24 protein-coding genes are annotated in these 19,039 nt (G+C 61.2%); 15 read left to right on the top strand and 9 right to left on the bottom strand.

Annotated features, from left to right (window positions below; all coding sequences use genetic code 11):
* Positions 1–18 precede the first annotated feature (18 nt).
* The 3 genes from FHT69_RS03395 to FHT69_RS03390 form a co-directional block, all read right to left on the bottom strand.
* The gene (locus FHT69_RS03395; RefSeq protein ID WP_080759837.1) at positions 19–528 is read right to left on the bottom strand and encodes a BA14K family protein; all 510 of its coding nucleotides are present in this window, start codon (positions 526–528) and stop codon (positions 19–21) included.
* A 240-nt stretch (positions 529–768) separates the two neighbouring features.
* Positions 769–1,200, bottom strand: a complete 432-nt coding sequence (locus FHT69_RS33950) for a hypothetical protein (RefSeq protein WP_246780688.1) — start codon at positions 1,198–1,200, stop codon at positions 769–771.
* A 26-nt stretch (positions 1,201–1,226) separates the two neighbouring features.
* Positions 1,227–1,691: an Lrp/AsnC family transcriptional regulator gene (locus FHT69_RS03390; RefSeq protein WP_047610791.1), complete on the bottom strand. Its 465-nt coding sequence runs from the start codon at positions 1,689–1,691 to the stop codon at positions 1,227–1,229.
* Positions 1,692–1,838: 147 nt separating this feature from the next.
* Here FHT69_RS03390 and FHT69_RS03385 point away from each other — a divergent pair, with 147 nt between their 5' ends.
* From FHT69_RS03385 to FHT69_RS03370, 4 genes are all read left to right on the top strand, one after another.
* Positions 1,839–2,558, top strand: a complete 720-nt coding sequence (locus FHT69_RS03385; protein WP_028757544.1) for an aspartate/glutamate racemase family protein — start codon at positions 1,839–1,841, stop codon at positions 2,556–2,558.
* A 201-nt stretch (positions 2,559–2,759) separates the two neighbouring features.
* Positions 2,760–3,677 (top strand): helix-turn-helix domain-containing GNAT family N-acetyltransferase, encoded by a 918-nt coding sequence (locus FHT69_RS03380; RefSeq protein WP_028757543.1) that lies wholly within the window; start codon positions 2,760–2,762, stop codon positions 3,675–3,677.
* Between the two features lie 59 nt (positions 3,678–3,736).
* Complete coding sequence (locus tag FHT69_RS03375) at positions 3,737–4,360, top strand: TetR/AcrR family transcriptional regulator (protein ID WP_028757542.1); 624 nt, start codon at positions 3,737–3,739, stop codon at positions 4,358–4,360.
* A 127-nt stretch (positions 4,361–4,487) separates the two neighbouring features.
* Entirely contained in the window at positions 4,488–5,696 is a 1,209-nt protein-coding gene (locus FHT69_RS03370; RefSeq protein ID WP_183904909.1) for an MFS transporter, read from the top strand.
* 9 nt (positions 5,697–5,705) lie between these two features.
* Here the strand turns inward: FHT69_RS03370 and FHT69_RS03365 are convergent, their stop codons facing one another.
* Complete coding sequence (locus tag FHT69_RS03365) at positions 5,706–6,122, bottom strand: winged helix-turn-helix transcriptional regulator (RefSeq protein ID WP_028757540.1); 417 nt, start codon at positions 6,120–6,122, stop codon at positions 5,706–5,708.
* A 123-nt stretch (positions 6,123–6,245) separates the two neighbouring features.
* Between FHT69_RS03365 and FHT69_RS03360 the strand changes: the two genes are divergently transcribed.
* Positions 6,246–7,154: an SDR family oxidoreductase gene (locus FHT69_RS03360; RefSeq protein WP_168334186.1), complete on the top strand. Its 909-nt coding sequence runs from the start codon at positions 6,246–6,248 to the stop codon at positions 7,152–7,154.
* A gap of 246 nt (positions 7,155–7,400) precedes the next feature.
* Here the strand turns inward: FHT69_RS03360 and FHT69_RS03355 are convergent, their stop codons facing one another.
* Complete coding sequence (locus tag FHT69_RS03355; RefSeq protein ID WP_132572502.1) at positions 7,401–8,153, bottom strand: pyridoxine 5'-phosphate synthase; 753 nt, start codon at positions 8,151–8,153, stop codon at positions 7,401–7,403.
* A gap of 451 nt (positions 8,154–8,604) precedes the next feature.
* Between FHT69_RS03355 and FHT69_RS03350 the strand changes: the two genes are divergently transcribed.
* Positions 8,605–9,297 carry a MerR family transcriptional regulator gene (locus tag FHT69_RS03350; protein ID WP_047610796.1) on the top strand — a complete coding sequence of 231 codons (693 nt, stop codon included), beginning with the start codon at positions 8,605–8,607 and terminating at the stop codon, positions 9,295–9,297.
* A gap of 42 nt (positions 9,298–9,339) precedes the next feature.
* On the opposite strand, the gene FHT69_RS03345 is transcribed toward FHT69_RS03350, so the two are convergent.
* Positions 9,340–10,467 (bottom strand): ATP-dependent RecD-like DNA helicase, encoded by a 1,128-nt coding sequence (locus FHT69_RS03345; RefSeq protein ID WP_047610798.1) that lies wholly within the window; start codon positions 10,465–10,467, stop codon positions 9,340–9,342.
* Positions 10,468–10,603: 136 nt separating this feature from the next.
* Positions 10,604–11,530, bottom strand: coding sequence for a LysR family transcriptional regulator (locus FHT69_RS03340; RefSeq protein ID WP_183904908.1), 927 nt, complete (start codon positions 11,528–11,530; stop codon positions 10,604–10,606).
* A gap of 132 nt (positions 11,531–11,662) precedes the next feature.
* Between FHT69_RS03340 and FHT69_RS03335 the strand changes: the two genes are divergently transcribed.
* The 4 genes from FHT69_RS03335 (at position 11,663) to FHT69_RS03320 (ending at position 15,011) form a co-directional block, all read left to right on the top strand.
* Complete coding sequence (locus tag FHT69_RS03335; RefSeq protein WP_047610801.1) at positions 11,663–12,142, top strand: carboxymuconolactone decarboxylase family protein; 480 nt, start codon at positions 11,663–11,665, stop codon at positions 12,140–12,142.
* A gap of 68 nt (positions 12,143–12,210) precedes the next feature.
* Positions 12,211–12,966, top strand: coding sequence for an SDR family oxidoreductase (locus FHT69_RS03330; RefSeq protein WP_183904907.1), 756 nt, complete (start codon positions 12,211–12,213; stop codon positions 12,964–12,966).
* A gap of 53 nt (positions 12,967–13,019) precedes the next feature.
* Positions 13,020–13,436 (top strand): cupin domain-containing protein, encoded by a 417-nt coding sequence (locus tag FHT69_RS03325; protein ID WP_097542182.1) that lies wholly within the window; start codon positions 13,020–13,022, stop codon positions 13,434–13,436.
* A 93-nt stretch (positions 13,437–13,529) separates the two neighbouring features.
* The gene (locus tag FHT69_RS03320; protein WP_183904906.1) at positions 13,530–15,011 is read left to right on the top strand and encodes a mechanosensitive ion channel family protein; all 1,482 of its coding nucleotides are present in this window, start codon (positions 13,530–13,532) and stop codon (positions 15,009–15,011) included.
* An 11-nt stretch (positions 15,012–15,022) separates the two neighbouring features.
* Here the strand turns inward: FHT69_RS03320 and FHT69_RS03315 are convergent, their stop codons facing one another.
* Positions 15,023–15,511 (bottom strand): RrF2 family transcriptional regulator, encoded by a 489-nt coding sequence (locus FHT69_RS03315; protein ID WP_047610807.1) that lies wholly within the window; start codon positions 15,509–15,511, stop codon positions 15,023–15,025.
* 117 nt (positions 15,512–15,628) lie between these two features.
* A complete protein-coding gene (locus FHT69_RS03310) occupies positions 15,629–16,201 on the bottom strand; it encodes a MarR family winged helix-turn-helix transcriptional regulator (RefSeq protein ID WP_047610809.1) in 573 nt (190 codons plus the stop codon).
* 143 nt (positions 16,202–16,344) lie between these two features.
* Here FHT69_RS03310 and FHT69_RS03305 point away from each other — a divergent pair, with 143 nt between their 5' ends.
* The 5 genes from FHT69_RS03305 to FHT69_RS03285 all read left to right on the top strand — a co-directional run bounded on the left by FHT69_RS03305 (position 16,345) and on the right by FHT69_RS03285 (position 19,037).
* Positions 16,345–16,680 carry a cupin domain-containing protein gene (locus FHT69_RS03305; RefSeq protein ID WP_047610811.1) on the top strand — a complete coding sequence of 112 codons (336 nt, stop codon included), beginning with the start codon at positions 16,345–16,347 and terminating at the stop codon, positions 16,678–16,680.
* Positions 16,681–16,726: 46 nt separating this feature from the next.
* Entirely contained in the window at positions 16,727–17,143 is a 417-nt protein-coding gene (locus tag FHT69_RS03300; RefSeq protein ID WP_047610813.1) for a VOC family protein, read from the top strand.
* A gap of 157 nt (positions 17,144–17,300) precedes the next feature.
* Positions 17,301–17,681, top strand: a complete 381-nt coding sequence (locus tag FHT69_RS03295; protein ID WP_047610815.1) for a lipoprotein — start codon at positions 17,301–17,303, stop codon at positions 17,679–17,681.
* A 61-nt stretch (positions 17,682–17,742) separates the two neighbouring features.
* Positions 17,743–18,258, top strand: coding sequence for an RNA polymerase sigma factor (locus FHT69_RS03290; protein WP_047610817.1), 516 nt, complete (start codon positions 17,743–17,745; stop codon positions 18,256–18,258).
* On the top strand, positions 18,255–19,037 hold the full coding sequence (locus FHT69_RS03285) for an anti-sigma factor family protein (RefSeq protein ID WP_127430229.1): 783 nt from the start codon (positions 18,255–18,257) through the stop codon (positions 19,035–19,037). Before FHT69_RS03290 ends, FHT69_RS03285 begins: the two co-directional genes overlap by 4 nt.
* The last annotated feature ends 2 nt before the right edge of the window (positions 19,038–19,039 follow it).

The raw sequence follows: 19,039 nt of genomic DNA, 5'->3' as shown, positions 1-19,039 counted from the left end.
CAGTTCACGGCGCAGCAATCAATAGGGACCGACGCACTGGCGACGGGGTCCATGATAGGGCTGGAAGGTATTGTCGAACGCCCTGTACGACCGATAACGCGCATAGCACCAACTCTCGTGGTTGCCGCCCCGTCCATAATAGCCAGACGACGCATAGGCCCGATAGGGCCGGCCATAATAGCGATACGGCGAACCGTAATAGCGGTAGGGCGAGCCGTAATAGCCGTAGGGTGAACCGTAATACGAGCCGTAATAGGGCTGTGCCAATGCGCCGCCAATGATGGTGCCGACGGCTAGGCCACCCAAGGCCCAGCCCCAGTCCGCTCCATGGTTATGGTGGTAACCTCTGTAATAGCCGCCTCGGTAATGGCCGCCACCCCAGTGGCCGCCTCGGCCACGCCATTGCACATGCTCTATCTGCTGCTGCGCTTCGATCCTGGGTGGGTTGATAGCCGGAAACGCTTGAGCCGGCGTGATGCCGGGGGCACCTATGATCAAGCACAACGCGGCGACGGTCAGCTTTCTCATGACTGTTCTCCTCTGCTCCTCCAAGTGAGGGAAATATCTTCCCCTCCTCCTGAACCAAAGGTGAACGCAATATGTCCAAAAACGTTCCTTATAGAGACACATTAATCCCTATCGATGGCACTGCGAATTATCGGCTGCTGGTGCAATCCGACCTTGCTGTTTCCAGGAGGCTGTAAACGTGTCGCGCATCCTCGATCCCCAGAAGCTGAGGTTCGTTGGCCAGACTTGGCGTCCAGCCGCTCATCCTCCTGTTGGACGGCACGCAGAATTTGATCGTACCCTTGCCGCGGCTGCCCTCTTCAAGACTGATCGACGGCAGGAGTTCGAGCTGGTTGGTGGACAAATGTCGAAAGAGCCGCTTCTGCGAATGATCACACGTCTGTTGGTCAGTACATATTCCGTCCGAGCCCGGGCAGCCGCATCGACGAAAAAGCGTCCGGCCATTAGGTAAAGGCCCATGAGTACGAACGGAATACCCCATAATTTTGTGAATACCGGCGTTTCCGTGCTGATGGCAGTAATTTCCCAGAAGATCGCAAAGCCGCCCCACAAAAGCGAGAACGGAACGAGGAGGAAATCCCGCGATGTCAAAAGAAATCCTTGTCCGGGACGCCCTGACCAAAGAAGCTTTTCCCCCGGCATGAGAAAGCTACGAATATCGCTATCGCTCATACTGTCATGCCCCTTCAAATGATTTTTCACCGGGCGTAGCCCACCGGTATTGCCATTCCATGTTTCAATTCTTCCATCGAGATCGACGCCGAGACGTCGAAGAGTTCGAGCTTGCGCACGATCTGCTTGTAGATCACGTCGTAATGCTCGACGCGCGGCAGCACGATCTTCAGAATGTAATCGTGATTGCCGGTCAGTCGGTGCGCCTCGACGATCTCGGGAATGTCGCCGATGATCCGGCGAAAGCTTTCCGTCCATTCGTCGGAATGGTGAGCCGTCTTGACGAGAGCGAAGACCGTCGTCGGCACGCCCATTTTCTCCCGGTCGAGCACGAAGATGCGCCGGGCGATATGGCCGCTTTCTTCCAGCCGCTGGATACGCCGCGAACAGGCCGACACCGAAAGCGCCACGCGCTCCGCAAGATCGGTCACGGATATGCCTGCATCCTTTTGCAGCATGTCGAGAATGCGCCTGTCGCGATCATCAAGCATGTATCCTCCGCCCAATATTTGCACGATTTCATCAAATGGCGCAAAATTATAGCACATATCCTACCATGGAAACAAATAACGCAAACACACCGCGCCGGGATTACGGCATCATTTTCGAAAGTTCAGAATCATGGAGAGCGTGAAGACATGGAAACGATCGGCCTGATCGGCGGCATGAGTTTCGAAAGTTCGGCGGTCTATTACCGTCTCGTCAACGAGATGGTGCGAGACCGCAAGGGTGGCCTTGCCTCGGCCGAACTCATCCTGCATTCGGTGAACTTCGAGGAGATCGTCGCCCTTCAGAAGGCCGGCGCCTGGGATATGGCCGCCCGTCGCCTTGCCGACGTGGCTTTGCGCCTGCAGATTGCTGGCGCCGGCTGCATCCTCATCTGCACCAACACCATGCATCTGATTGCCGACGAGGTTGCCAAGAAGATCTCCGTGCCGCTGATCCACATCATCGACGAGACGGCGAAATCGCTGCATGCCGGCGGCCGGAAGCGCCCGTTGCTGCTTGCGACCCGCTACACGATGGAACACGGCTTCTACAGCGACCGCATGAAAAACCTCGGTCTCGACATCATGGTTCCCGATGCCGGCGACCGCACCACCGTGCACGACATCATTTTCAATGAACTCTGCGCCGGCAAGGTACTCGACAGCTCACGCGACAAGCTCATGGCGGTCATATCACGCGCCATCGACAACGGCGCCGACAGCATCATCCTCGGCTGCACCGAGATCTGCCTGATCCTCGATCCCGACCATCTGCCGCTGCCCGGCTTCGACACCACGGCGATTCATGCGCGAGCGGCAGTCGATTTCGCGCTTGGCGCGGACGAGATCGCGGAAGAGGAAGCGGCCTGAAAGTGTCTCGCCTCGGATTGCCAAATTAGTTGACTCAGTCCATTAAATACAGGACAAGATCTCTATTTGGAGATTCTTGAGTTGTTGACAAGGCTCGTTCTCTCCTCGGCGTTATCCTCGGCCTTGTGCCGAGGATAAACGAAAGATGAGTGGGCCGACTTGTCAGCAGTCTGACAAGGTTTCCATCTGGAGATCTTTGCCATGTCCGATATCGCCCTCATCGAAACCGCGCGCGATTTCAACCGCTTCTATACGAACTTCCTCGGCCTCCTGAACAAGGCCTATCTCGACACCGCATTCACGCTGACGGATGCCCGCATCCTCTTCGAGATCGGCTCGCATGACGGTGTCAGCGCCGTGGCGCTGGTCCGCGACCTGCATCTCGACCCGGCCTATCTCAGCCGTATCCTCAAGCGTTTCCGCGCAGAGGGACTGATCGAGACCAGTCCGGATCCGGCCGATCTGCGCAGCCAGGTCATCATTGTCACCGACCGGGGACGTGAGCAGTTCGAAGAACTCGGCCGGCGCGCCAATGCGCAGATCGCCGCCCGTTTCGACAATCTCGCGGCCGGCGAGCCGGAGGCGGCAGTCTCGGCCATGCACACCATCCGCGCCCTCCTCGACCCTACGGCCAAACCCGCACCGGCCGTCATCCGCGCCCATCGCGCCGGCGATATCGGCTGGATCGTTCAGAGCCAGGGCCGTTTCTACGCCGAGGAGTATGGCTGGGACCTGCGCTTCGAAGCGCTGGTCGCCGAAGTTGCCGGGAAATTCCTCGCCAATTTCGATCCGGCCAAGGAATATTGCTGGATCGCCGAGCGCGGCGGCGTCAATGTCGGCTCGGCCCTCGTCACCAATGGCGGCGACGGCATCGCCAAGCTCCGTCTGCTCTATGTCGACAAATCAGCCCGCGGCCTCGGGCTCGGCAAGATGCTGGTCGACGAATGCATCCGCTTCTCCAGACAGAAGGGCTACCGCGAACTCTCGCTCTGGACCAACGACATGCTGGAGACCGCCCGCGCCATCTATATCAAGGCCGGCTTCCTGCTTGTCTCCGAGGAGAGACACCGCATGTTCGGCCCCGAGGCGAACGGCCAGAACTGGGTTCTGGCTCTGTGATTTGCTGCGTCGCAAAAGTTTCGCTTGATTTGGAAACGAACATTTCCTAATTAGATGCCATGAATACGGCGACCATTGAACATCAAGAAAAGACCAGGGGCCGCGGCCGGCCGCGCGAATTCGACGTGGAGGCAGCGCTCGACGCTGCCCTACGCGTCTTTTCCGAGCGCGGGTATCACGCCGCCTCGATCAGCGAACTGACCGAGGCCATGGGTCTTGCCGCCGGCAGTGTCTACAAGGCGTTCGGCGATAAGCGTGGCATCTTCCTTGCAACGTTCGACCGCTACCGCGCCGTGCGCCGTGGCATGCTCGATGCCGAACTCGCCAAGGCAGAGACCGGCCGGGATAAGCTGCATGCGCTGATCGCCTTCTTTGCGGCCTCCTCCCACGGCGAAACCGGCAGGCGTGGCTGCCTGGTGGTCGGCAGCGCCGGCGATCTCGCTCTCTTCGACAGCGAAGCGGCCGAACGTGTCGCCGCCGCCTTCATGACCGACGAGACACTGCTGGCCGATCTGATCCGCCTCGGCCAGTCCGACGGCTCGATTTCTGCAGACCTCGATATATCAGCGACCGCGCTTGCGCTTCTCTGCCTCACCAAAGGCATGCGCGTCATCGGCAAGGTGGAGCGCAGCGGTGAAGAAATGGCGGCCGTCGCCGAAGCCGCGATGAAGTTGGTGACCTGACATCCCCCGGAGAAAGGCAAGCCATTCTCTCGGAGGAGCGGCAAGCTGTTGCACAGCCGGAAGCGGGTGGCCGGCGGCAAGACCATTTGAAATCATTCCTTTCAATCTTTGAATACCGGAGTTCCCGATGAGCATTTCAGCCACCACGCCGGATAAGGCCATTCCCAGGGCGCTATCCCCCTGGCTAACCTTCCTTTTCGCCGCCGCCTGCGGGCTGGTGGCCGCCAATCTCTATTACGGCCAGCCGCTTGCCGGCCCGATCAGCGCCGATCTTGGCTTCACGCCTGCCGCCACCGGCCTGATCGTCACGCTGACGCAGATCGGCTACGGGCTCGGCCTGTTGCTGATCGTGCCTCTCGGCGACCTCACCGAAAATCGCCGTCTGGTGTTGCTGCTGATCGCCGTCTCCGCCGTTGCGCTGATCGGCGCGGCGCTGTCGTCGACGCCGACGGCCTTCCTCATCGCCTCGCTCTGCATCGGTCTTTCATCGGTGGCAGTTCAGGTCCTGGTTCCCTTCGCCGCCAACATGGCGCCGGATGCAACGCGCGGTCAGGTCGTCGGCAATGTCATGAGCGGCCTGCTCTGCGGCATCATGCTGGCTCGCCCCTTTGCAAGCTTCGTCGCCGAAGCTTCCTCCTGGCATGTGGTCTATTACCTCACCGCGGCGCTGATGATCGTGCTTGCCGTCGGGCTGCGCTTCAACCTGCCGGTTCGGCTGCCGAAGACGAAGCTGCGCTATGGCGAGTTGCTCGCCTCCATGGGTCATCTGGCGCTGACCTCGCGCGTGCTGCAGCGCCGGGCACTCTACCAGGCCGGTATGTTCGGCGCCTTCAGCCTGTTCTGGACGACGACGCCGCTGCTGCTTGCAAGCCCGGTTTTCGGCCTGACACAGAACGGCATCGCTGTCTTTGCTCTTGCAGGCGCTGCCGGCGCCATCGCCTCGCCGATCGCCGGCCGGCTTGCCGACCGCGGCATGACGAGGATCGCCTCGACGATTGCCATGCTGCTCGGCATGGCTTCCTTCCTGATCAGCCATTTCGCCACGGACGGTTCGCTCACCGCTCTGCTGCTTTTGACGGCCGCGGCGATCCTTCTCGATTTCGGCGTGACGACCAATCTGGTCTGCGGCCAGCGCGCCATTTATGCCCTGAACCCGGAACACCGCAGCCGGCTCAACGGCCTGTTCATGGCGACCTTCTTTGCCGGCGGCGCGCTCGGCTCGGCGCTCGGCGGCTGGGCCTATGCGACCGGCGGCTGGACGATGACAGCCTGGATCGGCTTCTGCTTCCCGGCGCTGGCCTTCCTGCTGTTCCTGACGGAAGGGCGCGGCCGGTAGGAAGCCAGCCTATTTGTCGGTGGAATCAAAATGCGAACGGGCGGCGCGAACGGCATCGTGGTTTGCCTCCGCCCAGTTCAGCAGCTGCGACAGTGGCTGGTAGAGCGAGCGTCCGAGTTCGGTCATCGAATATTCGACGCTCGGCGGCTTGGTCGGGAACACTTCGCGATGGATATACCCGTCCCTCTGCAGGTCACGTAGTGTCTGCGTCAACATGCGCTGCGAGATATCGGGGAGCATCCGCCGCAGCTCGCCGAAGCGACAGGGCCGAGCCGCCAGCACTTCGAGCAGCAGCGTCGACCATTTGCCGCCGATTTGCTGCATCATGTCCCTGACCGGGCAATTCGAAAAATCGAGACTGGCGAGATCGATCTCGCGCCGCATCCCCGGCATTCTGTTCTTCAGACTGAGGACCGCGCCGGTCATCTGCTGGTTCCTTTTTGGTAACGTAGAGCCGAAAAACTGCCTCCTTTACACCGCCAAGTCAATTCCTATTCTAGTGTAACTCTCTTTTTGAGACCGCCACCAAAACATAGAAGGAAACGACCTATGAGCGAAACCATCCTGGTCACCGGCGCTGCCGGGCAGCTCGGCCAGCGTGTCATCCATCACCTCATCGAGACCTACAGGGTCGCGCCCGGCAGCATCGTCGCGGCAACGCGCAGCCCGCAAAAGCTCGCTGAGCTGGAAAAGAAAGGCGTTCTCACCCGCAAGGCCGATTTCGACGATGTGGCAGGCCTGGAAGAGGCTTTTGCCGGCATCGACCGCCTGCTGATCATCAGCACCGACGCGCTCGACACGCCCGGCAAGCGTCTCGCCCAGCACAAGGGCGCCGTTGCAGCGGCCGTCAAAGCCGGCGTCAAGCACATCGCCTACACCTCGATGCCGGCGCCGGACAATTCGCTCGTTTCCTTCGCGCCCGATCATCTCGGCAGCGAGAACGCCATCAAGGCAAGCGGCATCGCTTACACGATCATCCGCGACGCCTGGTATCACGACAATTACCTGCACGGCATGCCGCACAACCTGCAGGGCGGCAAATGGTACAGCGCCACCGGCGACGGCAAGATCTCGACCATCTCGCGTGACGACTGCGCGCTGGCCATCGCCGCAGCCCTTGCCTCCGGCACCGCCGAGAGCGCCACCTATACGCTAACCGGCGCGCAATTGCTGAACAACCGGCAGATCGCCGCCATCGTCTCCGAAGCCGCCGGTAAGCCGCTCGAAGTCGTCGACGTCAATGACGAACAGCTCGGCCAGGGCATCCGCGGCGCGGGTCTTCCCGGCTTCGTCGCCGACATGCTGGTTTCGGCCGACGCCAACATCCGCGCCGGCAACTTCGCGATCGTCACCGAAGACTTCACCAAGCTGACCGGCAAACAACCACAGCCGCTGAAGGATTTCTTCGTGGAACACAAGGCGGCCCTGACGGCGTCAGGCAATGCCGGAGGCCATTGAAGCCTTTCGCTGTGTTCCTGCGCTAGTCGCAGGGATGAGCGAACTCCGATTCTGGATCCCTCATCAGGGCAGATGAGTCACGTACGGCCAGGGCGCTCCGTGGCTGGATTCCTGTGACAGGCACAGGAATCCAGCGCGCCCAGGTCCTTGGGCGCGGGAGACTCTTGCTTCAAAACGCACTGTGTGACTCACAGTCAGAAGCGTAATAACCCGCTTCCAGTCAAAGCGTTGAAGTCAACGCCCCGATCAAACTGCCTGCCCGCAGGCCCGGCAAAAGCGCCGTACCGTTTCCGCCATGCCGTATTCCAGCGCATCGGCGGTCAGCCCGTGGCCGATCGAGACTTCAGCAAGCGCGGGAATGCGTTTCACCAGCGCTGGCAGGTTTTCAACTGTCAGATCATGGCCGGCATTGACGGCAAGGCCGATTGCAAGGGCCGCATCCGCCGTCCGTCCGAGTGCTTCGAGGATCGGGGCCGCCCGTTCCGGCGCGCCGTAACAGCCGCCATAGGGGCCGGTGTAGAGTTCGATCCGGTCGGCGCCGACCGCCTTGGCGATCTCGACCGCTTCCACATCCCCGTCGCCATCGGCAAACAGCGACACCCGGCATCCCATTCTCTTCAGCCGCGCGACGGCATCGGTCAAAAACGCCTGATGCTTGCGGAAATCCCAGCCGTGATCGGAGGTCGCCTGCGCGGGATCGTCGGGCACCAGCGTCACCTGCTCGGGGGCGGCCCCGGCGCAAAGTTCGAAGAATTCCTCGGTGGGATAGCCCTCGATATTGAATTCGGCCTTGGGAAATTCGTCGTCGATCAGGTTGCGGATCACGGGAAGGTCGGAAAAGCGGATGTGCCGCTGGTCGGGGCGCGGATGCACCGTCAGGCCGCTGGCGCCGGAGGCGAGTGCGATCCGCCCGAGCGCTTCGACGCTTGGCCACGGCAGATCGCGCCGGTTGCGCAGCATGGCGATGGCGTTGAGGTTCACGGAGAGCTTGGCGGGCATGGCGAAATCCATCGGTCCTGAAAATGGGAGGCCCTGCTTTTAAGCCATGTGCTCCGTGATGGCCAACGAGATTCACAAATGGATGCGATGCCAATCGCTGATGGACACCGAAATTGCGCTGAGCATTTGCCGCACGCGTACCGCAGATAGTAAATCCCGTCACCCTTGAAGAGGACCGCGAGATTCCGCAGTGCAGCACATGTTTTTGTGCGACACACCCAAGAACCCGGCAAAATATGCCGGTAAAGTTGCTATCCCATTTAAAAGAGATTATTTTTAGCACTTATAAAAAAGATCGTTCACGCATAACGTGGACATCGTATCGCGTAGAGTACGCCGCGTACTGCTTCTTTCCCACTGAGAAGAACGCTTAGAGGAAACCCCACTCGCCGCGCATGGGAAGCAACTGGCAAATCCGCATGAGGTGCAACAACATGCCCTAGGAGGGTTCATGCCAGACGGTTCCAAACGCCTGTTTGCCACCGCCGGTATCGCTTCGGAGGCCCGATCGAAATATCGGTTCCTGCCTTCAGCCGCGCTGCCGCCGGATCTACCTGATGGTCCCGTGCCCATCGCCGATATGGCCAATGCATTCGGGGTGACACACAGGACACTGCATTTCTACGAAGAGAAGGGCTTGATTTCGGCCAATCGCATCGGCCTGATGCGGGTCTACGGGCAGGACGACGTGATGCGCATGGCCGTCATCACCGTTTGCCGTGAGACGGGCATGGCGATCGCCGTCATCCAGGAATTGATGGACGAGCTTCGCAGCGCCGATTCGCAGGAATCGGCCGAGGCAATGTTCCGCGAGGCCCTGCAGGTACGCAAGCGCGAGCTGACCGCCGAGATGTCGACGCTGCACCGCCAGCTCCAACAGGTCGGCGACCTCCTGGATTACGACGGCAGCATCGAGGAGCCGCCGTTGAACGACAATCAGGACAGCGCCAGCCTGAGTCCACAGGAGCGGCGTTGCCTCGAACTGATGGCGGAAGGCTATTCCACCCAGCGCATCGCCCGGGCGCTCGACCTGAAACATGACGAGACCAAGGATCTCGAGGCCGGGATCATCCTGAAATTCCGCGCCAACAACCGCTTTCAGGCCATCGCCAAGGCGGTTCTGCTCGGCATTGTGCAGGCTTGAACATACCCCCGACGGCCGCCACCGTCTCCTGCCCGCCAAACGTCAACGGACGATCGTCAGCGTCTCCGCCGCGCGCGTAATCGCGGTATAGAGCCAGCGCTCCCGCGTGTCGCGAAACGCCCAGCTCTCATCGAACAGCACGACATCGTTCCATTGCGAACCCTGCGCCTTGTGCACGGTGAGCGCATAGCCATAGTCGAACTCGTCGTAGCGCTTGCGGGTGTTCCAGGGGATCTCGCCCTCGACATCTTCGAAGGCCTGCTTCAGCAGCTTGATCTTGGCAGCGCCGCGGTCCATGTCGTCGTCCTCGGGGCGGACCAGCAGATTGATGCCGGGCTTCGTCGTTTCCTTCGACGAGGTCATCACCTGCCAGAGCGAGCCGTTGAGCAGGCCCTTGGCCGGATCGTTCCGCAGGCAGACAAGCTTGTCGCCGGTCTGCGGATAATCGGCATTGAAGCCTTTCAGCTCGCGCAGGCGCTGATTGTAGCGGCGGCGCGTCCGGTTGGTGCCGACGAGTACTTGGTCGGCCTTCATCACCAGATCCTGCGTCACCTCGTTCTTCGAGATCACCTTGGCCGTGCCGTAATCGCCATACATCACCTCATTGCCTTCGCGCACCTGCATGGCAAGCTTGATGATCGGATTGTCACGCGCCTGGCGGTGAATGTCGGTGAGCAGGTAATCCGGGTCCTGATTGGTGAAGTAACCGCCGCCGCTGACCGGCGGCAGCTGGCCGGGATCGCCGAGCACCAGGATCGGTGTGCCGAAGCTCATCAGATCCTTGCCGAGCGCCTCGTCGACCATCGAGCATTCATCAACGATGATCAGTGCAGCCTTGGCGACCGGGCTTTGCCGGTTGATCGAAAACATCGGCGCAATCGACGTCTTGCCGGTTTCCTCGTCTTCCACTGCCTCCTCGCCGCGCGGCCGGTAGATCAGCGAATGGATCGTCCGGGCGTTGGAGGCGCCGCGCGAGCGCAGTACCTGCGCCGCCTTGCCGGTGAAGGCGGCAAAGAGTACGTCGCCATCGACATTCTCGGCGAAATGCTTGGCAAGCGTCGTCTTCCCCGTTCCGGCATAACCGAACAGGCGAAAGAGCGGCGAGCGCCCTTCGTTCAGCCATTTCGAAACAGCCTTGAGGGCTTCGTCTTGTTGCGGCGCAAATTGCATGATCGCACGACTTGGCAGGATTCGCGGGTGTTAGGCAAGGTGGAAACTGACGCGGCAAGGCCGATGACGCCAAATCCGCCCGGGCGCCAAACCCGCTGCGGTTTCTGCCGTGCACGATAAGCCGCCTTACCGACAGTCATCCCTCCCACCGCGAGACAGCGCCGCTTGCACACATTGACGGATCCTGCCCGATGGCATCGGTCAGAAAGTCCAGAACGGTTTTGACGCGCAGCGGTATGTTTCTGCGGGAGGGATAGACGACATAAATGGGCAGCCGGGTCGGTTGAAAGTCGTTCATGACGGGGATCAGCCGACCCGCGGCGATATCCGGCACGGCGATGATGTGGGAGAGCACCGCCAGGCCCGCGCCGGCAAGGGCCGCCCTGTGAATAGCGACGGCGCTGCACGCGGTCAGCCGCGGCGAGATCCTGACGGATATGTCTTCCGAGCCGTTCGAAAACGACCATGAACAGGCATCGCCGGCCCTGCTGTAGCACAGGCATTCATGGTCCTTGATGTCCTTCGGCGTCCGCGGCGGCGCCTTGCGGGCGAGATAGGCGGGTGAAGCGACGAGGAAGGCCGTCGTCCAGCCGATCCGCCGGCAAACGAGGCTGCTGTCGGCGACGGAGCCCAGACGCACCTCGAGGTCGAGGCGCTCCTCGATCATGTCGGAGCTTTGTTCCCGGAACATCAGTTCCACCGAGAGTCTCGGATGGGCTGCAAGAAGATCGCCCAGCCGATCGCTGAGAGAGAGGCCGAGTGGCGCTGGAACGCTGAGCCTGACCTTTCCGGAGGCCATGGCTCCGTCCGGTCCGGCGGCATCGCCGAGCTCCTCCACCGCCTCGAGAATCCTCATCGCCATCGGCAGCATCCGTTCACCCTCCGCCGTCAGCGAGAGGCCACTCGTCGTGCGATGCAGCAGGCGGGTGTTGAAATGCCCCTCAAGGGCCGCGACCTGCCGCGAGACCGCCGGCTGCGTCACGTCAAGATCATGCGCCGCCGCCGAGAACGAGCCCGTCTCCACGACGCGCAGAAAGGTCCGCAATGCCGATACGATATCCATCCCCGCCCCCTCATACTTTTGCGCATAGGCTTTATGCAGCCAGACTAAGCGAGAATGGCTTTACAGTCCAGCAATTAAGGATATTTTATATCCATAAGGATATTTTGTATCCTTAATTAGAGGAGAAACGAAATGACCCAGCGATTGAACTACGCCCAGCAGTCCCCCGAGCTTTTCAAGAAATTCATGGAATTCAGCATGGCGCTGAAGAACAGCGTGATCGACGAAAAGCTGCAGGCTCTCATCGAGATCCGCGCTTCGCAGATCAATGGATGCGGCTTTTGCCTCGACATGCATGTGAAGCAGGCGAAGATCTATGGCGAGAGCGAATTACGGATCCACCACGTTGCCATCTGGCGGGAATCGAACCTGTTCCTTCCCCGCGAGCGCGCCGCCCTTGCCTGGACCGAAGCCCTGACCAAGCTGCCGGAAGGCGGCGTTCCCGAGGAGATCTACGAACGGGTTCGCGGCCAGCTTTCGGAGAAGGAAATCTCGGACCTGACCTTCGTCGTCATGGCCATCAATGCCTGGAACCGGGTCAATGTCGGCTTCAAGACCGTGCCCGGCTCGGCCGACAAGGCTTACGGCCTCGACAAGGCAGGACTGAACTAAGCTTCGCAATTTATTGAGAAGATTCAATTTTAACGCTGCCGCATCTCGGCAGTGAACGGAGATCTGTTATGAAAATCGTTGTCATCGGCGGAACCGGCCTCATCGGTTCGAAGACTGTCGAACGCCTGCGCAAGCAGGGACATGACGTGATAGCCGCATCGCCGAACTCAGGCGTCAACACGATCACGGGAGAAGGACTGGCCGACGCGCTCGCAGGCGCCGAAGTCGTGCTCGATCTCGCCAATTCGCCATCCTTCGAAGACAAGGCCGTGCTCGAATTTTTCGAGACCTCTGGCCGCAAACTTCTCGCCGCCGAAAAGGTGGCCGGCGTGAAGCACCATATCGCGCTGTCCGTCGTCGGCACCGAGCGTCTGCAGGAAAGCGGCTATTTCCGCGGCAAGCTCGCCCAGGAAAAGCTGATCAAGGCGTCAGGGATTCCCTACACCATCGTGCATTCGACGCAGTTCATGGAATTCCTCGGCGGCATCGCCCAATCGGGCACTGTCGGCCAGACGGTTCGCCTGTCGCCGGCCTATGTGCAGCCGATCGTATCGGACGACGTCGCCGATGTCATGGCGGATGTGGCGCTCTCACCGCCCGCCAACGCGACGATCGAGATATCAGGTCCGGAACGGGCGCGCCTGAGCGAGCTCGTCGCCAGATATCTGAAGGCCATGAAGGATCCGCGCACCGTCGAGGCTGATGTCGAAGCAAAATATTTCGGCGCCAGGCTCAACGACCAGTCGCTCGTTTCCGACAACAACCCGCGGCTCGGCTCGATCACCTTCGAGCAATGGTTCGCAAAGACCGCGCAGCCGAAGTGATCTTGCCAGGGCGCCATGCGCGCCCTGCGCACCACGATCCCATGGAGATTCCGATGATCAGAACATCATTCCTCGCCGTCGCCCTCGCCTGCCTTGCAGCCACCGGCGCCGGCGCGCACGACGCAAACAAGGCCTCGAAGGTCACCCTCGTCTATGAGCACGAGCTACCCAACGTGCCGGGCAAGAGCATCAAGGGCGTGCTGGTCGAATACGGTCCGGGTGGCTTCTCCGAAGGCCACACTCATCCCGACACCGCCTTCATCTATGCCACCGTGCTCGAAGGAGCGATCCGCAGCCAGGTCAACGACGGCCCGGTCAAGGTCTATCATGCCGGAGAGAGTTTCTCCGAAATGCCGGGCGATCGTCACGGCGTCAGCGCCAACGACAGCGAGACCAAACCCGCCCGTCTGCTCGCCGTTTTCGTCGTCGACACCAATCAGAAAGAACTCACCTACCCGCTCAAGAAGTGACATCCGCCGATACCGCCCGTGCAAGCCCAATGCTTGCGCGGGCGGCCGAGATGCTGAATCATGTGCGGCCCGCCCGATCCCGGAGACAGAGAGATGATCTACGACGTGCTCTTCGGCAAGCCTCTGATATCCCTCATTGCGATAGGTTTCGCCGGTATCGTCGTCTGGCATCTGCTCTCCAGCCATCGGCCGACGACGCGACTGGTGGTGCAGATTCTCTTCTTTGCGGCGATGACATTGATCCTCGTCGGCAACGGTATCGAACCTCACCGGTTTCAAGGATATGAGTCCGAGGATCCACAGGCCTTACTCGTCATCGTCGCGAAATCGCTCTGGTGGATCCATCTGGCATGGGCCGTCATCGGTTTCATCAGACTGTATCTGGTGCTGGAGGGCAGCCCGCGAGAGGCCCGCCTGCTCCAGGATCTCGTCATCGGCGTCGTCTATATCGGCATGGCCCTGTCGGTCCTGGCCTTCGTCTTCGGCGTGCCGATCGGTACGCTCGTCGCGACCTCGGGCGTCGTCGCCATCATTCTCGGCCTGGCGCTCCAGAACACCCTCGCCGACGTCTTCTCCGGCATCGCGCTGACGCTCGGCCGGCCCTACATCATCGGCGACTGGATCCTCCTCAGCGACGGCACGGAGGGGCGTGTCGTCGAAAGCAACTGGCGCGCGACGCATATCCTGACCAGCGCAAACAATATCGTCGTTCTGCCGAACAGTTTTCTGGCAAAGCTCGGCCTGACGAATGTAAGCCGCCCGGACGAGACCCATCTCTTGATCCTCACCATCCGCATCGCCCCGACGCGGATGCCGGCCTCGGTCCGGCACGTGATGGCAACGGCGCTGGCGAGCTGCAATTCGATCGTCCGCGAGCCGCCGCCGGTCGTGGCGCTGAAGGGGCTGGATGCCACGGCGCTGGAGGTCGAGCTGCAGTTTCGGGTGACGAGCCCCAGCCAGCGTGTGCCGGCGCGAAACGAGGTGCTCGATCTCGTTTATCGCCATTGCAAATCGGCCGGCCTGCTTTTGGCCGTTCCTGCCACCGCCTCAGTCCTGACCGGCGAACTGCCGACCGAAGAGAGCGCACGGCCGCCCCGCGTGACGCCGCTCGAATTGATCGAGGCCATTCCGATCTTTGCGACGCTGACGCGTGATGAAAAGCAGAAACTCGCCGAGACCACGGCCGTGCGCGAATTCCGCAAGGGCGATGTCATCGTGCGGGAGGGCGAAATGCTGCCGTCGCTGATGATGGTGCGGGCGGGCATCATCGCGGCGCGCCACGGAGATCAGGAGCGCGGGCGGCTGGCACCAGGTGATTTCTTCGGAGAGACCGGACTGCTTGCGGGTATGCAGGAAGTCTGCACCCTGGAGGCTCTGACCCCGGTGATCGCCTATGAAATCGATCAGGGGGCCTTTGCACCGCTGCTGAACGAACGTCCCGCACTGGCGGAAGAGATCGCCGAAGACCTTGCCAGCCGCGCCGAGCGCTTTCGCGACGGCGCCGCCCTGCCCCCGGAACAGGCCCACAGCGCGCGCGCCATTCTGAAAACCATCAGGACCATCTTCAGGGCTTAGAGCCTTTCCTCTCAGCCTGCGCGCTTCAGCACCCAAGCGAAGGTACTCTGCCAGAGTTCGGCCGGAACCTCCTCGGACAGGATGCTGACGAGATCGGAGAGCCGGACGCGCCTCAGCGTATTGCGCCAGGCCTCGTCGGCTTCCCACATGATGCGGGCGACCGCGCAAGGCTTGCTGTCACAATAACCTTCCGCCCGGCATGGATTGTTTTCCCGGATATTCGTGCAGGTGAAACTGCGCGCACTTCCCTCGACCGCCTCGACGATATCGAGGAAATTGATCTCGGACGAGGCTCTCGCAAGCCGGTAGCCGCCGCTCGGGCCGAGCGTGGTGTTGACCAGCGATGCCTGCGAAAGGCTCTGCAGCGCCTTGGAGAGATATTCTTTCGGCAGACCATGAAGCTCGGCGAGCGCCTTGGTGGAAAGGTACCTGCCCTCAGGCAGGCCCGCGAGAATGGCGCAGCAATGCAACGCCCACTCGACCTGGCTTTTCAGGATCATTCGGCAACTCTTGTGATGGCTGGCTCGGCCATTGGAATTAAGGATATATCATATCCGAAAACCGGTATGATGTAAACGACCTGCATAAGCAGCGTGTTGCCGCCTGAGCCTTGAACCTCAGCCGGCCTCGCTCTCTCCCCTCGGCTGATCATTCTCAATCCCGGCAATCAGCTTGCGCAGCAGCGCCGCGAGCGCCTCGCGCTCCTGTCCGTCAAGAGCCTGCAGAAACGAGGATTCGCTCGCCATATCGGTGCGGAAGGCCTTTTCGGCGAGTGCGGCGCCGGCTTCTGTCAATGCCACCAGCACACTGCGCCCGTCCCGTGGCGATTTCTCCCGGCAGATCAAGCCCGCTTTCTCCAGACGGTCTAGCCTGTGGGTCAGGCCTCCCGACGAGATCATCAGCGCCGAATACATGTCCGTTGGGGTCAGCCGGTAAGGCGGCCCGGAACGGCGAAGCGTTGCGATCACGTCGAATTCGCCGCGGTCGAGGCCAAAATCGGCAAAGGTCGCCTCGATGCTGGGGCGCACCAGGTTGGACAGCCGAAAGGCCCGCCCCAGGATCGCCATCGGCTCCGTGTCGAGGTCGGGCAGTTCCAGCGTCCATTGCCGGCGCAGCCGGTCGACATGGTCCTCGCTCGGGCGGCCCTTATCCTCGGGGCGGTCACCGTTCCCTTCAGTTCCATCCATCATTCTCTGCCTCATATCACCACGGGCGAGACATACACCTTTCACTCGATTCACGGAAGATATCTTGACGGGAAGATAATTTTCAGAAATATATCTTCTCGCAAAGATAGTTTGCGTTCGCAGACGACACGAGCAGGAGGCACGTGATGTTCAGGATTCTTCGACACCAGGAACCACGGCCGGATCAGAGCAGGACGGTCCGCTTCGAAGGCCACGATTACGGCGGCGAGATATCGCTCTTCCTCGTCGACAACGAGCCCGGCCAAGGCCCCGATCTGCATGTCCATCCCTATTCCGAGACATGGGCCGTCCGGAAAGGCGAGGCCGAGTTCACCGTTGGTGACGCCAAAACCCGGGCCTTTCCCGGTGATATCGTCGTCGTGGCCGCCAACATTCCCCACCGCTTCGAAAATGTCGGCACGGGACGGCTCGAAATCGTCTGCATTCATGCCAGCGACACGATCGTGCAGGAGTTTGTGTGAGGCGAGACTGTCCCCCCGAAAAACACCCAAAGAGGAGGAAACCGCAATGCCCAAGATGATCTTCGTGAACCTGCCGGTAAAAGACATTGCTGCTGCGACCCGCTTCTACGAAGCGATCGGATGCAGCAAGAACGAACAGTTCAGCGATCACCAGGCCTCGAATATGGTCTGGTCCGAGGCGATTATCTTCCACTTGCTGACGCGCGATTTCTTCGCGAGTTTCACGCCGAAACCCGTTGCCGAAGCGGAGAAGGCGAGCGAAATGCTGATCGCACTGACGATGGACAGTCGCGAAGACGTCGACGCCATCGTCGAGGCGGCCTCAACCGCCGGCGGCAAGACCGATCCGCGCGCCCCGACAGACATGGGCTGGCTCTATAACCGCGCCTTCGAAGATCCCGACGGCCATATATTCGAAGCGGTATGGGTCGATATGGCGGCGGCGTCCGCCACGAGGCAATAGCCGACAAGGCGCTCCGATGCGATCTGCGCGGGCGAAGCGGGTTTCGGCTCGCCTCGCCCGCCATGAAAACTTTTCCTGCGCCTGGAATAAAACTGCCTCGTGCCGTGTCTCATCTCAGGCATCGCAAGATTGCGTGCCCAATTTGAGGAGAGACATCATGAAGTCCGTGAAATTTCTGTCCGTCGTGGCGGCCGCCGCCCTTGCCGCGACCGCTGCTTTCGCCGCCGCTCCCGTCAAGACCGTCGATTCCGCCAAGGGCAAGGTACTCGCCGGCGAAAACGGCATGACGCTCTACACCTTCAAGAAGGACGTCAAGGGCGTTTCCAACTGCAACGACGACTGTGCCAAGAACTGGCCGCCGCTGATGGCCGCTGGCGACGCCAAGGCCGATGGTGCATATTCGATCATCGATCGCAAGGATGGCACGAAACAATGGGCCAAGGACGGCATGCCGCTCTATTTCTGGGTCAAGGACACGAAGGCAGGCGACATCACCGGCGATGGCGTCGGCGGCAACTGGGATCTCGCCAAACCCTGATTGTAGGGGCCCTGATTGTAGGGGCCCTGATCGCCCAGACCCAAATCACCAGAGAGCCGGCGTGAAGATACCCGCACCCGAAACCTTCGAGGGCCAGATCCTGGCCCTCCTGCCCTCGCTCAGACGCTATTCGCGCAGCCTGACGCGCTCGGATGCCGATGGCGAGGATCTGCTCCAGGATTGCGTCGAGAAGGTTCTCACGCGCCGCGGCCAATGGCGCGGCCTCAACCTGCGCGGCTGGGTCCTGACCATCATGACCAATCTCTATCGCAACGGCCGGCGCGGCAAGGCGCGCGACGGCCTGATCGAACTCGACGCGGCTGAGGATATGGCCTCTTCCGAACCACCGACCGATCCGCTGGAGCGCGCCCGGCTCGACGATGCGCTGAACAGCCTTTCGGAAGAACACCGCGCCGTGCTGATGCTCGTGGTCATCGAGGGATATACCTATAGCGAGGTCGCCGCCGCGCTCGACATCCCGATCGGCACCGTCATGTCCCGCCTGTCGCGCGCCCGCCGGCGCATTGCCGAGCGGCTGAAGGCCGACAACATCATTACGCTTCGGAGACCGAAATGAACGACACCAATCCGAGCGTCACCGAAGCCGATCTCCACGCCTATGCCGACGGCCAGTTGCCGGAAACGACACGTGCCCGCATCGAGGCCTTCCTGGCCGACAATCCGGACGAGGCGGCGATGGTCGCCGCATGGCAGGCGCAAAATGGGGCGATCCGCTCGATGTTTGCAGGTTATGAGCAGGCGAAGGATACCGACCCCCTGCTGGTCGTCCCCCCGCGCGCCGCGCCATCAGACTCGAAACGCTTGGCGATCGCTGCGGCCGCCCTCGTCGTCTTCGCGCTCGGCGCCGTCAGCGGCCACTATGGCCCGGCGCTTCTGGAAAAGCCGGAGTTGCAGCTTGCCGGCGCCGAAACTCTGCCGAAACAGGCTGAAACCGCCTTCGCGGTCTATGCCGCCGAGGTTCGTCACCCCGTCGAGGTCTTCGCTAATGAGGAAACCCATCTCGCCACCTGGCTTGGCAAGCGCCTGGCAATCCAGAATCTCAAGATCCCGAACCTGCAGCCGCTCGGCTTCAAGCTGGTCGGCGGTCGCCTGCTGCCGGTCGACGGCAGGCCGGGCGCCATGTTCATGTACGAGAATCAAGCCGGCGAGCGCCTGACTGTCCTGGTCGGCCGCAACACGGACAACCGCACGACGAGCTTCCGCTTCGCCTCGTCGGGCAATGTCGAGACCTTTTACTGGATCGACGGCGAACTCGGCTATGCCGTCACCGGCGAAATCTCCCGCGAGACGCTACGGAAGGTGGCTGAGGAATGCTATAAGCAGTTCCCGTCGTAAGG

Origin of the sequence: Rhizobium sp. BK008 (assembly GCF_014197345.1) — a bacterium.
Lineage (GTDB): Bacteria > Pseudomonadota > Alphaproteobacteria > Rhizobiales > Rhizobiaceae > Rhizobium > Rhizobium anhuiense.
This window is presented reverse-complemented; position numbering and strand designations above follow the sequence as displayed.

Bases quoted from the DNA above. Each gene is read 5' to 3' on its own strand.
- FHT69_RS03395 (WP_080759837.1), bottom strand. From the start codon at position 528: ATGAGAAAGCTGACCGTCGCCGCGTTGTGCTTGATCATAGGTGCCCCC.
- FHT69_RS33950 (WP_246780688.1), bottom strand. From the start codon at position 1,200: ATGAGCGATAGCGATATTCGTAGCTTTCTCATGCCGGGGGAAAAGCTT.
- FHT69_RS03390 (WP_047610791.1), bottom strand. From the start codon at position 1,691: ATGCTTGATGATCGCGACAGGCGCATTCTCGACATGCTGCAAAAGGAT.
- FHT69_RS03385 (WP_028757544.1), top strand. From the start codon at position 1,839: ATGGAAACGATCGGCCTGATCGGCGGCATGAGTTTCGAAAGTTCGGCG.
- FHT69_RS03380 (WP_028757543.1), top strand. From the start codon at position 2,760: ATGTCCGATATCGCCCTCATCGAAACCGCGCGCGATTTCAACCGCTTC.
- FHT69_RS03375 (WP_028757542.1), top strand. From the start codon at position 3,737: ATGAATACGGCGACCATTGAACATCAAGAAAAGACCAGGGGCCGCGGC.
- FHT69_RS03370 (WP_183904909.1), top strand. From the start codon at position 4,488: ATGAGCATTTCAGCCACCACGCCGGATAAGGCCATTCCCAGGGCGCTA.
- FHT69_RS03365 (WP_028757540.1), bottom strand. From the start codon at position 6,122: ATGACCGGCGCGGTCCTCAGTCTGAAGAACAGAATGCCGGGGATGCGG.
- FHT69_RS03360 (WP_168334186.1), top strand. From the start codon at position 6,246: ATGAGCGAAACCATCCTGGTCACCGGCGCTGCCGGGCAGCTCGGCCAG.
- FHT69_RS03355 (WP_132572502.1), bottom strand. From the start codon at position 8,153: ATGCCCGCCAAGCTCTCCGTGAACCTCAACGCCATCGCCATGCTGCGC.
- FHT69_RS03350 (WP_047610796.1), top strand. From the start codon at position 8,605: ATGCCAGACGGTTCCAAACGCCTGTTTGCCACCGCCGGTATCGCTTCG.
- FHT69_RS03345 (WP_047610798.1), bottom strand. From the start codon at position 10,467: ATGCAATTTGCGCCGCAACAAGACGAAGCCCTCAAGGCTGTTTCGAAA.
- FHT69_RS03340 (WP_183904908.1), bottom strand. From the start codon at position 11,530: ATGGATATCGTATCGGCATTGCGGACCTTTCTGCGCGTCGTGGAGACG.
- FHT69_RS03335 (WP_047610801.1), top strand. From the start codon at position 11,663: ATGACCCAGCGATTGAACTACGCCCAGCAGTCCCCCGAGCTTTTCAAG.
- FHT69_RS03330 (WP_183904907.1), top strand. From the start codon at position 12,211: ATGAAAATCGTTGTCATCGGCGGAACCGGCCTCATCGGTTCGAAGACT.
- FHT69_RS03325 (WP_097542182.1), top strand. From the start codon at position 13,020: ATGATCAGAACATCATTCCTCGCCGTCGCCCTCGCCTGCCTTGCAGCC.
- FHT69_RS03320 (WP_183904906.1), top strand. From the start codon at position 13,530: ATGATCTACGACGTGCTCTTCGGCAAGCCTCTGATATCCCTCATTGCG.
- FHT69_RS03315 (WP_047610807.1), bottom strand. From the start codon at position 15,511: ATGATCCTGAAAAGCCAGGTCGAGTGGGCGTTGCATTGCTGCGCCATT.
- FHT69_RS03310 (WP_047610809.1), bottom strand. From the start codon at position 16,201: ATGATGGATGGAACTGAAGGGAACGGTGACCGCCCCGAGGATAAGGGC.
- FHT69_RS03305 (WP_047610811.1), top strand. From the start codon at position 16,345: ATGTTCAGGATTCTTCGACACCAGGAACCACGGCCGGATCAGAGCAGG.
- FHT69_RS03300 (WP_047610813.1), top strand. From the start codon at position 16,727: ATGCCCAAGATGATCTTCGTGAACCTGCCGGTAAAAGACATTGCTGCT.
- FHT69_RS03295 (WP_047610815.1), top strand. From the start codon at position 17,301: ATGAAGTCCGTGAAATTTCTGTCCGTCGTGGCGGCCGCCGCCCTTGCC.
- FHT69_RS03285 (WP_127430229.1), top strand. From the start codon at position 18,255: ATGAACGACACCAATCCGAGCGTCACCGAAGCCGATCTCCACGCCTAT.